This is a genomic window from Kocuria atrinae (assembly GCF_039531425.1).
Classification (GTDB): domain Bacteria; phylum Actinomycetota; class Actinomycetes; order Actinomycetales; family Micrococcaceae; genus Kocuria; species Kocuria atrinae.
In genome coordinates this window covers 328,339-343,848 of sequence record NZ_BAAAQA010000015.1, presented here as the reverse complement: position 1 = coordinate 343,848, position 15,510 = coordinate 328,339, and the positions used below count along the sequence as shown (strand labels likewise).

10 protein-coding genes and 1 tRNA gene are annotated in these 15,510 nt (G+C 62.1%); 9 read left to right on the top strand and 2 right to left on the bottom strand.

Annotation, left to right across the window (positions count from 1 at the left end; genetic code table 11):
- Window positions 1-216: 216 nt before the first annotated feature.
- Window positions 217-301 (bottom strand) — tRNA-Leu (locus ABD283_RS08060).
- Window positions 302-488: 187 nt separating this feature from the next.
- Here ABD283_RS08060 and ABD283_RS08055 point away from each other — a divergent pair.
- The 4 genes from ABD283_RS08055 to rpsA all read left to right on the top strand — a co-directional run bounded on the left by ABD283_RS08055 (window position 489) and on the right by rpsA (window position 7,105).
- Complete coding sequence (locus ABD283_RS08055; RefSeq protein ID WP_344224459.1) at window positions 489-1,103, top strand: ANTAR domain-containing response regulator; 615 nt, start codon at window positions 489-491, stop codon at window positions 1,101-1,103.
- 46 nt (window positions 1,104-1,149) lie between these two features.
- Window positions 1,150-4,050: a DNA polymerase I gene (polA, locus tag ABD283_RS08050; RefSeq protein WP_344224458.1), complete on the top strand. Its 2,901-nt coding sequence runs from the start codon at window positions 1,150-1,152 to the stop codon at window positions 4,048-4,050.
- Window positions 4,051-4,084: 34 nt separating this feature from the next.
- Complete coding sequence (locus tag ABD283_RS08045; RefSeq protein ID WP_344224457.1) at window positions 4,085-5,479, top strand: GNAT family N-acetyltransferase; 1,395 nt, start codon at window positions 4,085-4,087, stop codon at window positions 5,477-5,479.
- Window positions 5,480-5,632: 153 nt separating this feature from the next.
- Window positions 5,633-7,105 (top strand): 30S ribosomal protein S1, encoded by a 1,473-nt coding sequence (rpsA, locus tag ABD283_RS08040; protein WP_344224456.1) that lies wholly within the window; start codon window positions 5,633-5,635, stop codon window positions 7,103-7,105.
- Between the two features lie 175 nt (window positions 7,106-7,280).
- On the opposite strand, the gene ABD283_RS08035 is transcribed toward rpsA, so the two are convergent.
- Window positions 7,281-7,979, bottom strand: coding sequence for an IMPACT family protein (locus ABD283_RS08035; RefSeq protein ID WP_344224455.1), 699 nt, complete (start codon window positions 7,977-7,979; stop codon window positions 7,281-7,283).
- A gap of 145 nt (window positions 7,980-8,124) precedes the next feature.
- On the opposite strand from ABD283_RS08035, the gene ABD283_RS08030 reads away from it, so the two are divergent.
- The 5 genes from ABD283_RS08030 (at window position 8,125) to ABD283_RS08010 (ending at window position 15,488) form a co-directional block, all read left to right on the top strand.
- Window positions 8,125-8,601 (top strand): hypothetical protein, encoded by a 477-nt coding sequence (locus ABD283_RS08030; RefSeq protein WP_344224454.1) that lies wholly within the window; start codon window positions 8,125-8,127, stop codon window positions 8,599-8,601.
- Between the two features lie 175 nt (window positions 8,602-8,776).
- Window positions 8,777-11,134, top strand: coding sequence for a dephospho-CoA kinase (gene coaE, locus ABD283_RS08025; protein WP_344224453.1), 2,358 nt, complete (start codon window positions 8,777-8,779; stop codon window positions 11,132-11,134).
- The gene (gene coaE, locus ABD283_RS08020; protein ID WP_344224452.1) at window positions 11,127-11,753 is read left to right on the top strand and encodes a dephospho-CoA kinase; all 627 of its coding nucleotides are present in this window, start codon (window positions 11,127-11,129) and stop codon (window positions 11,751-11,753) included. The genes coaE (ABD283_RS08025) and coaE (ABD283_RS08020) overlap by 8 nt, the downstream gene beginning before the upstream one ends.
- A 30-nt stretch (window positions 11,754-11,783) precedes the next feature.
- A complete protein-coding gene (gene uvrB / locus ABD283_RS08015; RefSeq protein ID WP_344224451.1) occupies window positions 11,784-13,925 on the top strand; it encodes an excinuclease ABC subunit UvrB in 2,142 nt (713 codons plus the stop codon).
- 216 nt (window positions 13,926-14,141) lie between these two features.
- On the top strand, window positions 14,142-15,488 hold the full coding sequence (locus ABD283_RS08010; RefSeq protein WP_344224450.1) for a TerC family protein: 1,347 nt from the start codon (window positions 14,142-14,144) through the stop codon (window positions 15,486-15,488).
- Window positions 15,489-15,510 lie beyond the last annotated feature (22 nt).

The following is a 15,510-nucleotide window of genomic DNA, read 5'->3' as shown; positions in this document are numbered from 1 at the left end:
TGCGCGGGTCGCCGTCGTCGTGCGTGGGCCTTTGCTGATGCGCGGCAGGCACCCAGCCATGCATCTGATGCGCCCTGAGAACCCTGCCGCACGTCTGAGGGGCCGTGAGAACCCTTTGGGGCGGCTGAAAGGGCTCCAAGGAAACATGAGATGTGGGGGAGGGTTCTATCGGCACATGAAAAATCCCCGGAACAGGTGAATGTTCCGGGGATCATCTGGTGCCCAAGGTGGGACTCGAACCCACACATGTCTCCATACTGCATTTTGAGTGCAGCGCGTCTGCCAATTCCGCCACTTGGGCAAGTGAAATGCAAATTCACAACCGTTAGCTGTGAGCAGCGGATAACAGCTTACACGATGAGCGGTAGACTGAAGACCAACGCACCGCGCACGGCCACCGTGTGGCGTGTCTCATGCCTGACCTGTCGCGATGGCGTGGTTTGATGCGGTGTTCAGTTTGATTCCCCTGCTAACCAAGGAGTTCCCCCGTGACGGAATCGCCCGAAGCGTCCACTCCCGCTCCCTCGAGTGCCCCCGCCAAGACCGTTGTGGTCGCGGAGGACGAAGCTCTGATCCGCATGGACATCGTGGAGATGCTCCGCGACGCAGGCTACAACGTGGTGGCCGAGGCCGAGAACGGTCAGCGCGCAGTGGAGCTCGCTCGTGAATTCACCCCTGATCTGGTGTTGATGGATGTGAAGATGCCCGTGATGGATGGCATCACGGCTGCTGAGCAGATCGCAGAGGAACGCATTGCCCCGGTGGTGCTGTTGACCGCCTTCAGTCAGCGCGAACTGGTCGAACGTGCCCGTGAAGCGGGTGCCATGGCCTACGTGGTCAAGCCCTTCACCGTGGATGACGTGGTGCCGGCCATCGAAATTGCCATGTCTCGCTTCGAGGAGATCTCCGCCCTGGAGAACGAGGTCGCGGACATGAAGGAACAGTTCGCCACCCGCAAACTCGTGGAGCGCGCCAAATCCCTGCTGCAGACCAAGATGGGCCTGTCCGAACCCGAGGCGTTCCGCTGGATCCAGAAGACGTCCATGGACCGCCGGTTGTCCATGCGAGAGGTTGCCGAGGCAATCATCAACCAGGTGGCCTGATAACTCACTTCTTCGAGCGTTCCGGATGAGCGCCTAGGATGGACGGGTGAGTGAGACGAGCGACGCCCAGACCAACGCAAGCCAGGAAACCCCCGCTGATCCCGTGGTGGTGATCGGGGAGAAGACCGATTCCCCCCAGGAGATCACGCTGCCGGGCACGGTCCGCCGCCCGGAGCAGCGACTTCTCCTGATCGACGGCCATTCGCTGGCCTTCCGCGCTTTCTTCGCGCTGTCGCGTGCCGCCGAGTACGGCAACGGCCCCGCATTCGTGACGTCCGAGGGCGTGCACACCGAGGGTGTCTACGGCTTCGTGAACACCATGGTCAAGCTGATCCGCGATTATCAGCCCACGCATCTCATCGTGTCCTTCGACCTGGAAGGACCCACGCTGCGCTCCCAGGAGTACGGCGACTACAAGGGCGGCCGCGACGAGACCCCTGAGGAATTCCACGGCCAGGTCCCCAACATCGAACGCATTCTCAAAGCACTGGGCGTCCCGGTGGTTACCCTCGAGGGTTACGAGGCCGACGACGTCCTGGCCACCTTGGCCACGCGCGGCGCCGCTGAAGACTTCGAGGTCCTGGTGTTTTCCGGGGACCGCGATGCGTTCCAGATGGTCAACGACCACGTCAACATCGTGTACCCCGGCCGCACCCCGTCTGATCTGCGCCGCATGGACGCCCAGGCCGTGTACGAGAAGTACAAGGTGGCCCCCCAGAACTACCCCGATCTCGCGGCGCTCACGGGTGAGCAGGCGGATAACCTTCCCGGCGTCCCGGGCGTGGGCCCAGGCTTCGCGGCCAAGTGGATCACGTCCTACGGCACCGTGGAATCCGTGCTCGAACACGCGGACAAGATCACGGGCAAGAAGGGCAAAGCGCTGCGGGAGAACATCGAGCTCGTTCGCCGCAATCGTAAACTCAACCGGCTTGAGACCGACCTCGACCTCGATATCGAATTCGACCGTGCCGCGCTGCCGGTCCCTGACACCGACAAGGTGGACGAGGTCTTCGACGAACTGGAATTCGGCTCCGGTCTGCGTGGCCGTCTGCTTGATGCTTTCAGCAATGCCGACGACGGCGCTCCCAGCTCAGACGCTCCCGTGGTGAGCGCGGTGCACCGCGTGTCCACGGTGGAGCAGTGGCAGCAATGGCTCGAGGAGAACAAGGACTCCGAATCGCCCGCGGTGGTTCGACGCCTGCTTCCGGACCCCAAGGCGGCCTCGGGCCAGGAAGTCACGGCACTGGTGTTCACCGCGAACACCGCGGCCGTGGTCGACCTGGTCGCGGCGGATGAAGATCTGGCCAACGCCGTAGACCAGTGGCTCGAGGATGACCGACAGCTGAAGATCGTGGACGGCCTGAAGGATTTGTTCCACGGTCTGGTGGACCGCGGCATCACCCTGAACGGCGTGTACGACGACGTTCAGCTGTCCGGATACCTCGTGCGACCGGCGCTGCGCAGTTACGACCTTGACGCCCAACTGGCCCAGCACCTGGAACTTGAGGTGCCCGAGGTGGGAGGCGCAGCGGCGTCGTCGGGTAAGGGCAAGGCGGCCCAGACCGAACTGGACCTGGGCGAGGACAAGGGCCTGGAAGGGATCCCGGACGAGGTGCTGGAGCGCGAGGCCAGCCTGGGTGCCGCGTGCGCCCAGCTGAGTGCGCACCTGCGTGCTCTGCTGGAAGCGGACGGCCAGTTGCCCTTGCTGGAAGAACTCGAAATGCCCCTGGCCGTGATCCTGGCGCGCATGGAGAACTTGGGCGTTGCGATCGACAAACCAGGTATCGACCAGTTGTACAAGGATCTTCAGCAACCCATCGACCAGAACAAGGAGATGGCCCAGGCGCAGATCGAAGGGACCGTCAACCTGGGTTCGCCCAAGCAGTTGCAGGCCGTGATGTTCGAGGAACTGGGGCTGCCCAAGACCAAGAAAACCAAGACCGGTTACACCACGGACGCCGCCGCAGTGGCTGACCTGCTGGGCCGTGTTGATCCCGAAACCCAGGGCTCCCGGTTCCTGGTGGCCCTCATGAACTGGCGCGAATACTCCAAGCTCAAGCAGATCGTGGAAGGCCTGCGTAAGGCGATTGCCGACGACGGCCGGATCCATACGACCTACATGCAGACCGTCGCGGCCACGGGGCGCCTGTCCTCCACGGACCCCAACCTGCAGAACATTCCGGTGCGCACCGAGCAGGGACAGCGTATTCGCAACGTGTTCGTGGTCGGTTCGGACGAGGAAGGCCCGTTCGAGACCCTCATGACCGCGGACTACTCGCAGATCGAAATGCGCATCATGGCGCACCTGTCCGGGGACGAGGCACTCATCGAGGCGTTCCGGGCGGGGGAGGACCTGCACCGTTTCGTGGGCTCGCGCGTGTTCAACGTGGCACCCGAAGAGGTCACCGCTCAGATGCGTTCCAAGGTCAAGGCCATGAGCTACGGGCTGGTCTACGGCCTGAGTTCCTACGGCCTGTCCCAACAGCTCAACATCCCGGTGGATGAGGCGCGGACCATGATGAGCGAGTACTTCGAGCGCTTCGGCGGTGTGCGGGACTTCCTGCGCGGTGTCGTGGACGAGGCCCGGGAGAAGGGATACACGGAAACGATCGAGGGTCGACGTCGTTACCTTCCGGAGCTCACGAGCGATAACCGGCTCGCACGCCAGGCCGCGGAACGTGCCGCCCTGAACGCCCCGATCCAGGGATCTGCTGCGGACATCATCAAGAAGGCCATGATCGGTGTGGACCGCGCTCTCGGCGAGCAGGATCTCCGTTCGCGGGTGCTGCTGCAGGTTCATGACGAATTGATCGTGGAAGTCGCCCCCGGTGAGGTCGAGGCAGTGGAGAAGATCCTGCGCGAGGAAATGGCCAGCGCCGCCGAGCTCACGGTTCCGTTGGATGTGAACGTGGGGACCGGCCGCACGTGGCAACAGGCCGCGCACTAAATACATTCGTTCTTACCCCAGGAGGAAACCACGTATGACCACGCACCCGGCCCATGAACCCCGGTCCGAGCAGTACAACGCCAAGGGCAACGCCTATCAGGTCAAGACATTTGGTGCGGGAACCGGCGGGATCGACGAGAACTCGGAAGCGGTCGAGTGGTTGCGCGCGGTCAGTCAGGGCTTTCACGGTCCGGAACCCTCCAAGGAGTCGCTCGAGAAGGATCTCGTCTGGTTGAACGGTGAAGGCGTTCGACTGCGCGCGGTCTACAGCCAGGACCCGGTGCCGCGTGCGGCACTGGGGGACGAGCGCCCCGTTGCCACGTACTGCTCGTGGAATTCCAGCCTCACACTGGGGGCGGACATCCAGTTGCCGGCGTGGCTGGTTTCCGAGGTGACAGTGCGTCCCACGCACGCCCGTCGCGGGATCCTGCGCCGCATGATGACCGCGGATCTCACCGAGGCGCACGATGCAGGTTTCCCGATTGCCGCGCTCACGGCATCTGAGGCCACCATTTATGGCCGGTTCGGATTCGGCGCCGGCACGTTCAACACCTCGGTGGCCGTGGCGGCCGAATCCGGTCTCAAGCTCAAGGCGCCTTCCGTGGGCCGTGTGGAAATGGCCGACAACCAGGCCGTGGCGCAGCTGGCACCTCACGTCTTCGAGGAGTTCCACAAACTCACTCCGGGGTCGCTCACGAGGACCAGCAAGTGGTGGGACTACGTGAGCGGTCAGTTCGACTGGCACACGGGCAAAGCCGATCCCGAGATTCGCACGGCGGTTCACTACGACGAGAACGAACGCGCGGACGGCTACGTCAGCTACAAGTTCGTTCGCGGTAATGGATTCAAGGGAACACTGGACGTCGTGGATCTGGTGTCCCCGAGCGCCCAGGTTCGCATCGCTCTCTGGGAATACCTGTGCGGACTGGATCTGGTCACCGAGGTACGGCACCCCAACGCGCAGATGGAAGATCCGCTGATGTGGGGCATGGTGGACATGGCCGACTACGAGGTGCGTAAGCGTTACGAACGCCTGTGGTTGCGCATCCTGGATCCCGTGGCGGCACTGTCCGCCCGGCCCTACCGGTCACACCGCAAGGTCACCGTGTCGCTCGTGGATTCGCTCGGCTTCGCGGACGGTCTCTACACGATCGACACGACCGGCGATCAGCCCGTGGTCGAGCGGGTGGGGGACCGGCCCCGCACCGACGACGACGCCGCGGGCAAGTCCATGCCTCGCGTCGAGTTGCCCGACGGTGCAGATGTCGCCATGAACATCGACGCTCTGGGGTCGTTGTACCTGGGTGCGGTGAAGGCTTCGACCCTCTACTACGCCGGGCTGATCAAGGTGCGGGACCTGGCTGCGCTGGACGACCTGCAGTCGCTGATGTCCACCTCGGATCATCCGTATTGCATCTCACCGTTCTAAGTAGCTTGAACCACCCGGCCTTGATGCCTAGACTGGGGCAGTGCGTATTTATTCGCGCGCCCAAAGCACGTTTAGTTCATTGCCCTACGGGCCTTACGAGGCCCAAGCGGTGAACACAGACCATTCAAACTAATCCATCGGAGTCCCTACTACATGACCACCACCACCCCGCAGGTTGCCGTCAACGACATCGGAACTGAAGACGATTTCCTCGCCGCTGTCGACGCAACCATCAAGTACTTCAACGACGGCGACCTCGTGGAAGGCACCGTCGTCAAGGTCGACCGCGACGAGGTCCTCTTGGACATCGGCTACAAGACCGAAGGCGTAATCCCCTCTCGCGAGCTGTCCATCAAGCACGACATCAACCCTGACGATGTTGTTGCCGTGGGTGATGAGGTCGAGGCTCTGGTTCTCACCAAAGAGGACAAAGAAGGTCGCCTGATTCTCTCCAAGAAGCGCGCTCAGTACGAGCGTGCCTGGGGCGACATCGAGAAGGTCAAGGAAGAAGACGGCGTCGTTACCGGTACCGTCATCGAGGTCGTCAAGGGTGGCCTCATCCTGGACATCGGCCTGCGCGGCTTCCTGCCGGCCTCCTTGGTCGAGATGCGTCGCGTCCGCGATCTGGCCCCCTACATCGGCCAGCAGCTCGAAGCCAAGATCATCGAGCTGGACAAGAACCGCAACAACGTGGTCCTGTCCCGCCGTGCCTGGCTCGAGCAGACCCAGTCCGAGGTCCGCGCGAACTTCCTGCAGCAGCTGCAGAAGGGCCAGGTCCGCACCGGCACCGTGTCCTCCATCGTCAACTTCGGTGCCTTCGTGGACCTCGGTGGCGTCGACGGCCTGGTGCACGTGTCCGAGCTGTCCTGGAAGCACATCGACCACCCCTCCGAGGTCGTCGAGGTTGGCCAGGAAGTCACCGTCGAGGTTCTGGACGTGGACATGGACCGCGAGCGTGTTTCGCTGTCCCTCAAGGCCACCCAGGAAGATCCCTGGCAGCTCTTCGCACGCACCCACGCCCTGGGTCAGGTTGTCCCGGGCAAGGTCACCAAGCTGGTTCCCTTCGGTGCGTTCGTTCGCGTCGAAGACGGCATCGAGGGCCTGGTGCACATTTCCGAGCTGGCACAGCGCCACGTGGACATGGCAGAGCAGGTTGTCTCCGTCAACGAGGAACTGTTCGTCAAGGTCATCGACATCGACCTGGACCGTCGCCGCATCTCGCTGTCCCTGAAGCAGGCCAACGAGGGCGTGGATCCGGAGTCCACCGAGTTCGATCCCGCTCAGTACGGCATGGCTGCCGAGTACGACGAGCAGGGCAACTACAAGTACCCCGAGGGCTTCGATCCCGAGACCAACGAGTGGATCGAAGGCTACGAGGAGCAGCGCGCAGCTTGGGAGCAGCAGTACGCTGACGCTCAGGCTCGCTGGGAAGCTCACAAGGAGCAGGTGCAGAAGCACCTGGCCGAGGACCAGGAAGCAGCCGTTTCCTCCTCGAACTCCAGCAGCAGCAACTCCGGCCCCGCCGCTCCGACCAGCTACTCCTCCGAGGCTCCGGCCGAGGACGCAGGCACCTTGGCTTCCGACGAAGCTCTGGCTGCTCTGCGCGAGAAGCTGACCGGCAACTGAGTCACAGGGTGAGCTGAGCCGCTCCGGCGGTTTGCACATCTGAATCGCAGAACCCCGCACGGTATAGCCGTGCGGGGTTCTGTCATGTCCGGGCGACGTTAGCGGTGGCCGGTGATCATCTGATGCGGGGGAGGAGGGGCCGCGGATTGCTGGCGGGAGTGCAGCTCGGACAGAGCTACAGCGAGGGGATATCGTGCCAGTCGACGCCACCGAGTTCCGGCGTGTAGTTTCCTGCCGTCAAGGAGGTCACGGTGTCCAGTGCTTCCTGCACATCGGTCTCACGATCAGGAACCGCGAGGGTGAGCACGGCGGCGTCGGCCTCATAACTGGTGGGCAGCACCGTGAACCCGGCCGTGCGCACGTCGTCCTCGATGCGACCGGCGTCCGAATGGTCGAGGCGAACGGAGAGGGAACGTGACCGCATGCGGGTCTTGAGCGGGGCGGTCTCGAGCGCCTCGGCAACCGCCCCGGAGTAAGCACGGACCAGCCCGCCGGCACCGAGCTTGACCCCGCCGAACCAGCGAACCACCACCGCGCAGATGTCCGAGAGGTCGCCCTCGAGTTCCTGTTCGCGTTGCGTCGGTGACTTGTGGGACGTCAGCGTCTGCATCATGGGCATGCCCGCGGTGCCGGACGGCTCGCCGTCGTCGGACGTGCGACCCGTCTCGCGAGTGGGGCCCAGCAGGAAGGCCGAACAGTGATGCCGGGCGTCGCGGTATTGGGCCTTGGTGCAGGCAATGAAGTCTCGGGCACCGTCCTCTGAATCGACCCGTTTCAGCAGTGCAAGGAATCGGGATTTCTTGATCTCGATCTCGTGTTCGTGGACGGAACTTGCGCGCAGCACCGTATAGGAAACGTTCGGGTCGATGGGCATGGCCACCAGTCTAGGGTGCGGCCACCGCACGACTTCTGACCCGCGACGCGAGGTTACTTCCCAGGAGCCTTGCCATGTGCCTTGTATCACACGAGCACTGGGAGGAACATGGCGTGCAATAGCACTCGAGAAAGTGGTAGCCACCATGAGCACGACAACACGGCGTGAAGAATCTCTCGGTTCATCGGCACGCAATCGACAGATCGACCCCGAGGTCGACAATCACGTGAGGAAACTGCTGACGCTCACCGTTGTGTCCGGCTTGCTGTACCTCACGACCGTCATCACCAACATCATCACCGGTCAGGTCACTCATCGCGCCTTCGAGGATGCGCCGTTCGGTGCGCCGCCGGAAAGCGCGTACTGGGTCGGAGCGGTGGTCGGGCTGATCCTCTTGGTTGGGATGTACATGGCCGTGTACATCCCACTGCGCAAGCGGCTCCGCGAAGGCTGGTATGCCGGCGCAGTATTCGCGACCGTGGGGTTAATCCACGCGGCCTTGTCGGCAGTGGTCGCACCGGGAAATCTGATGCTGGGGCTCCCCGGCATCGCGTTGGTGCTAGTCAATGGGATCTGGCTGTTCGTTGCGTTCCGCCCCGGTGTGCGGGAGGGACTCGGCTGATCTTGGTGCGCGTTTCCAGCCAGTGACGAGAGAACGTTACGAAGAAGTAACGGTCGTGGCTGAAGGTGCGCCAATATCCGCAAGTTCGTGACGGGTCGGTACAGTTATGGACCGTTGTCATCCGGTCGTGATCTGTCTCACGGTGCCGGCTCCGCCAATTCGGAAGTCATGGAACATGTTCAATCGTTTGCACGATCGACTAGGCCTGAGAACCACCCCCTCCATTTTCTTCATCTCCGCGGGACTGATCATCCTGTTCACCGCGGCCATGGGAATCTTCCCCACCCAAGTTCAAGCGTTCTTCGGAGCCGCCTCCACCGCGCTTCGTTACGAGGCAGGCTGGTTCTTCACGTTCAGCGTGACGGCCATGGTTGTTTTTGCGATCGCCTTGGCCATTAGTAGGTACGGCCGATTGAAAATAGGCGACGACGATTCCGAGCCCGAGTATTCAGGTATCGCTTGGTTCGGCATGCTCTTCGCCGCTGGCCTTGGCGCGGTCCTGATGTTCTGGGGCGTGGCCGAGCCCATGAACCACTACGCCAATCCACCCATGTACGGTACGGAAGCGTTCTCTGACCAGGCGGCCGTGGAAGCGTTGAACATCTCCAACTTCCACTTCGGTTTGCACATGTGGGGCATCTTCATCGTGCCCGGCCTGGCCTTCGGGTACTTCACGTACAAGCGGAAGCTACCGCCGCGAGTGTCCTCCGCGTTCCAGCCTCTGCTGGGCGACGGCATCCACGGTCCGATCGGTAAGGCCATCGACATCCTGGCCATTGTGGCCACAGTATTTGGCTTGGGCGTTTCCGTGGGTCTCGGGGCCATGCAGATCAACAGCGGCATGAATTACGTGTATGGCATTCCCATGGCGGGTTGGATCCAGGCAGCCATCATTGCCGTGGTGACCGCCGTGGGACTCGCGTCCGTGGTGGCGGGCATGGACAAGGGCGTGAAGCGACTGTCCTACGTGAACATCATTGCCGCGGTGGCCCTGCTCGTCTTCATCCTCATGGCCGGCGCCAGCATGCAGCTCATGCGCGGCATCGTGGAATCCGCCGGCAGCTACTTGAATGCACTGCCCACGCTGGCGTTCTTCAACGACACGTTCGGAAACGGTGAATGGTCCGGTGACTGGACCGTCTTCTACTGGGCGTGGACGGTGACCTGGGCGCCCTTCGTAGGCATGTTCGTGGCCAAGATTTCTCGGGGCCGCACCATTCGCCAGTTCGTGCTCGGCGTTTTGGGTGTGCCCTCCGTGTTCGTGGTGATCTGGATGGGGATCTACGGTCTGAGCGCCTTCCAGATCGACCGCGCCCCGGGTACCGAGCGATCCATGACGGAAACCATCGTGGACGAGGGCAACGTGGAAGCGGCGCTGTTCCAGCTGTTGCAGAACTTCCCCCTCTTCGAGGTGACTGCGGTCCTGGCCCTGATCGTGATCACGGTCTTCTTCATCACCTCCATCGACTCGGGTGCCCTGGTGATGGATTCCATGGCATCGGGCTACGAGGATGAAGGACCCAGGCGGCAGCGAGTTTTCTGGGCCTTGTCGGTCGGCGCGGTGTGTACCGCCATCATCACGACCTCCGGTGAGGGCGGGCTGGCCGCCCTGCAGGAAGTCATCATTGTGATCGGTGCTCCCGTCATGCTTATGACGTTCGTCCAGGCGATCATGTTGTTCCAAGCCATTCGAGAGGACGCCGGAACGGTCAAGCCCATGCGGACACGCCAGTGGAAGCAGGTGCTGCCCGTGGAGGAGTACCACCGACGGGCCCGGGACGGTTCCACCGCGGTTGAAGACTACGTGATGCGCCCCGAGTACGAGGTGGGCACGGAGCCGGAGCACAACACCCACCAGCCTCGAACGTGGCACTGGCAGCGCGAGAAGGAAGGCCAGCCGGTCCTGCAGATGGCCCTCATCGGAGGTTACTCCTCGGGCAAGACCACGGTCGCCCGGGCCTTCAGGGACCTCGGCGCCACGGTGGTCGACAACGACGAAATCTGGGCCCATGTCCTGCGACAGGGCACCGAAGCCCACGATGAGATCGTCCGAATGTTCGGCGACGCCGTAACGGCTCCCGACGGATCCGTGGACTTGGCCGCCCTGATCGACCTGAAATCCAATAACTCCACGGCACGGGAACGCATCAACGAACTCGTGCTGCCGCTGGTGCGAGAAGAATCCCGCCACCGCGGCCGTCGAGCCGGCCCAGACACGGTCCTCGTTCAGGACGTCCGAGACTTGGTGGAATCGGGTCAGTCCGAACGATTCGACGTCGTGATCGCTGTGGAGGCACCCGCGGATATGCGAGTGGAGCGCTTGGTGCAGGAATCGGGCATGACTCGTGAACAAGCGTGGGAGCGCGTTGACGATTCCACCAGCGACGACGAACGCCGTGAGATCGCAGACGACGTGGTGGTCAACGATGGCGACAACGAGTCCCTCCGCTCCCAGGTGCAGCGGATCTGGGACGAGTACGTGGTGCCTGCCGTGCCTGACATCGCCGAGAAGAGTGAAGCGGCTCGTGACTGATACTCGTTCTGCGGAGTCCAGCCGAGCCACGGAGACGGTGGGCCTGACCGGGGGGATCGCTTCCGGTAAGTCCACCGTCTCCCGGCGCCTGGCCGAACTGGGGGCAGTGGTGATCGACGCGGATGCGATCGCTCGTGAGCTCCAGAAACCCGGGGAGCGCGGACACACGGCGATCCAGGAACACTTCGGCACTTCGGTCATCGACCCACAGACCGGCGAACTGCTGCGCCAAGAGTTGGCGAACATCGTGTTCAACGATGAACTGCAACTTCAAGCTTTGAACGGCATTATTCACCCACTGGTTCGTGATGAGACCGCTCGGTTGATCGCGGGCGCAGCGCCCGGATCGGTCATCGTCTACGACATGCCGCTGCTGGTCGAGACCGGCCAGCACAGGGACATGGACCAGGTCTTGGTGGTTGAGGCACCGATCGGGGAGCGGGTGCGTCGCATGGTGACCGATCGCGGAATGGGGCCCGACGATGCGCGACGCCGGATTGCCGCGCAGGCCACGGATGCGCAACGCCGGGCCGCGGCAACCACGGTGTTCGACAACTCTGGAACGGTGGCTGATCTGCTGCGTCAGGTTGATGATTGGTGGCGCTCACAGCGCGGTTAGCGTGTCGGAGGGGGCGCGTATTCTGGTGGCATGTCGCTGGCTCAGAAAATCAATCGCGTCGTCGCACCGTTCGAGGTGGTTTCCGAATTCCAGCCCGCGGGCGATCAGCCCAAGGCCATTGCGGAGCTGACCGAACGCATTCAGGGCGGCGAAAAAGATGTCGTCCTCATGGGCGCCACGGGTACCGGTAAGTCGGCCACCGCAGCGTGGCTCATCGAGGCCGTCCAGCGACCCACTCTGTTGCTGGTGCAGAACAAGACACTGGCTGCGCAGCTGGCCAACGAGCTGCGTGAACTGCTGCCCAATAACGCGGTCGAATACTTCGTTTCCTACTACGACTACTACCAGCCTGAAGCCTACGTCCCACAGACCGATACGTTCATCGAGAAGGACTCCTCGATCAACGAGGAAGTCGAGCGACTGCGCCACTCCGCAACCAACTCGCTGCTGACCCGCCGCGACACCGTGGTCGTCTCCACGGTCTCGTGCATCTATGGCTTGGGCACGCCGGAAGAGTACGTCAAGCAGATGGTCACCCTTGCCGTGGGGCAGGAAATGGACCGTGACGACCTGCTGCGCCAGTTCGTGAACATGCAGTACGCCCGAAACGATGTGGATTTCCACCGCGGTACGTTCCGCGTACGCGGGGACACCGTGGAAATCATTCCCATGTACGAAGAACTGGCCATCCGCATCGAGTTCTTCGGGGACGAGATCGAGTCGATCTACACCCTGCACCCGCTCACGGGGGAGATCGTGAACGAGGAACAGGAAATGTATGTGTTCCCCGCCTCGCACTATGTGGCCGGCGCAGAACGCATGGCCCGGGCGGTGGAAACCATTCAGAACGAGCTGCAGGAACGCCTCCAGGAACTGGAGTCCCAGAACAAGCTCGTTGAGGCACAGCGGCTGCGCATGCGCACCACCTACGACCTCGAAATGATGGAGCAGATGGGCTACTGCAACGGCATCGAGAACTATTCGTTGCACATTGACGGCCGCCCGCGTGGTTCCGCACCGCACTGTCTGCTGGACTATTTCCCGGACGACTTCCTGCTCATCATTGACGAGTCCCACGTCACCGTGCCCCAGATCGGCGGCATGTACGAGGGGGATATGTCCCGTAAGCGCACCCTGGTGGAACACGGCTTCCGTCTGCCCTCGGCCATGGACAACCGCCCTCTGAAATTCGATGAGTTCCTGGAACGCATCGGACAGACCATGTACATGTCCGCTACACCGGGCAAGTACGAAATGGCCAAGGTGGATTCTGCGGTGGAGCAAATCATCCGCCCCACCGGTCTGGTGGACCCGCAGGTGGTGGTGAAGCCCACCAAGGGGCAGATCGACGATCTGCTCGAACAAATCGAGCTGCGCGTGGAACGGAACGAACGCGTACTGGTCACAACGCTCACCAAACGCATGGCCGAGGACCTCACCGAATACCTGATGGAACACGGGGTGCGTGTCCAGTACCTGCACTCGGACGTGGACACGCTCAAGCGCGTGGAATTGCTGCGGGACCTGCGGATGGGCACCTTCGACGTGCTCGTGGGTATCAATTTGCTGCGTGAGGGCTTGGACCTCCCGGAGGTTTCACTCGTGGCCATCCTGGATGCAGACAAGGAAGGCTTCCTGCGTTCCACCACGTCGTTGATTCAGACCATTGGCCGCGCAGCTCGTAACGTGTCCGGCGAAGTTCACATGTACGCGGACAAGATCACCGACTCCATGGAAACGGCCATCGACGAGACGAATCGTCGCCGTGAGATCCAGGTGGCCTACAACAAGGAACACGGGATCGATCCGCAACCCTTACGCAAGCGCATCGCGGACATCACCGATCAGCTGGCCCGCGAGGATGAAGACACCAGGACTCTCTTGGCTCAGCGAGCCGCCGCCAACGACCACACCGCTCCGGTCAAGGGCGGTAAGAAGAAGGGGGCCTCGGACGACCAGCGAGAAGCGGCCTCCAAGGCGGAGTCCAAGCTCTTGCGAGACGGTGTTCAGGCTGCTCCGGCAGAGGATCTTGTGGAACTCATTGAGCAATTGAGCGAGCAAATGCGTAACGCGGCGGCCGAGCTGCAGTTCGAGCTCGCTGCCCGGTTGCGAGACGAGTTGGCCGACCTCAAGAAGGAACTGCGGCGCATGAAAGATGCCGGTCACGCCTGACCAGCCCCGGCGGCTGTGTAAACTAGGTCGAACCACAACGTGGGGGAGTATCCCTAAGAACTGTGAACGTCAGCACGAGCGGCATGGATGCCACTCCGGGCACAGCAACCGATCACCATGGTGCCAAGACCACTTTCAGAAGTGAGTCGGGCGAGCGTCGAACGGTGGAGAGACCCACGGTAATGAACCGGATCTCTTAACGGAAAGTGCTGACACATGGAAATTACCGGCCTGCAATGGGGCATCACCCTTGCATTGATTCTGGGTCTCTTGGCCTATGACTTTTTCTTCCACGTACGGAAACCGCACGAACCCACCATTAAAGAGGCCGCCATCTGGTCGGCCGTGTACGTGGGTATTGCTCTGCTCTTCGGTCTGGTCATTCTCTGGATGGACGGCCCGCAGCTCACGGCTGAGTACTACGGCGGTTACATCACGGAGAAGGCGCTGTCGGTAGACAACCTGTTCGTGTTCCTGATCATCATTGCTTCCTTCAAGGTGCCGCGTGAGGACCAGCAGAAGGTCCTGTTGTTCGGCATTGTGTTCGCACTGATCGCCCGTACCGTCTTCATCTTCATCGGCGCCGCGGCCATCAACGCGTTCTCGTGGGTCTTCTACCTGTTCGGTTTGATCCTCATTTACACCGCCGGCAAGCTCATCAAGGGCGAAGTCACGGATTCGGAATCGGAATCGGATGAAGCGGACAACTTTGTCGTGCGGTTGGCCAAGAAGGTTTTGCCGACCACGGATTACTACGATCGCGACAAGCTGTTCACCATGGAGAACGGCAAGAAGGTCATGACCCCCATGCTGCTGGTCATGGTGGCCATCGGCGGTACCGACATCTTGTTCGCCCTGGACTCCATTCCCGCGATCTTCGGTCTGACCCAGGAGCCGTACATCGTGTTTACGGCCACTGCGTTCTCCCTCATGGGTTTGCGCCAGTTGTACTTCCTGATTGACGGTCTGCTGGATCGCTTGATCTACCTCTCGTGGGGCCTCTCGCTCATCCTGCTGTTCATCGGTATCAAGCTGATGCTGCACGCTCTGCACGAGAACACTCTCCCGTTCATCAACAACGGCGAGCCCGTTCCCGTGGTCGAGGTGGGTATTGGTCTGTCCCTGACCGTGATCATCTCGGTCCTGGTCATCACCGTGCTGGCCTCCCTGTACAGCCCCAAGGGTCGTGCCCTGCGCATTATTCAGAAGACCCTGGACCTGTCCGAGCAGTACCTGGCCCTGCCCAAGGACGCCCCGGCAGAGGAGCGCACCCGAATCTCCACCAAGATCGCCGAACTCACCCAGCAGTTCCCCAAGATCTCGGAGAAGCACAAGGAAGAGCTCATCGACTCCCGCGCCAAGTTCCGCAACATGGTGGATACCGTGCACGGTCAGCAGCAGGAATTCGAATCCACGGGCGAGGTCAAGACACCGTCCCCGGACCTCGACCAGGATGACGTGGATTCGGCTGCCCCCACGGCCACGGTGCAGCCCACCGGTAAGGCCGCGGACGAGCGCGGTCCTGAGGGCCACTCATCGGGAGGTTCGTCTTCGGTCCGCTAACCATCCCGAATCAGCCTGAGTA

What these genes read in the sequence shown, in the direction of transcription:
- ABD283_RS08045 (WP_344224457.1), top strand. Translation starts at nt 4,085, where the DNA reads ATGACCACGCACCCGGCCCATGAACCCCGGTCCGAGCAGTACAACGCC.
- rpsA (WP_344224456.1), top strand. Translation starts at nt 5,633, where the DNA reads ATGACCACCACCACCCCGCAGGTTGCCGTCAACGACATCGGAACTGAA.
- ABD283_RS08035 (WP_344224455.1), bottom strand. Translation starts at nt 7,979, where the DNA reads ATGCCCATCGACCCGAACGTTTCCTATACGGTGCTGCGCGCAAGTTCC.
- ABD283_RS08030 (WP_344224454.1), top strand. Translation starts at nt 8,125, where the DNA reads ATGAGCACGACAACACGGCGTGAAGAATCTCTCGGTTCATCGGCACGC.
- coaE (WP_344224453.1), top strand. Translation starts at nt 8,777, where the DNA reads ATGTTCAATCGTTTGCACGATCGACTAGGCCTGAGAACCACCCCCTCC.
- uvrB (WP_344224451.1), top strand. Translation starts at nt 11,784, where the DNA reads ATGTCGCTGGCTCAGAAAATCAATCGCGTCGTCGCACCGTTCGAGGTG.
- ABD283_RS08010 (WP_344224450.1), top strand. Translation starts at nt 14,142, where the DNA reads ATGGAAATTACCGGCCTGCAATGGGGCATCACCCTTGCATTGATTCTG.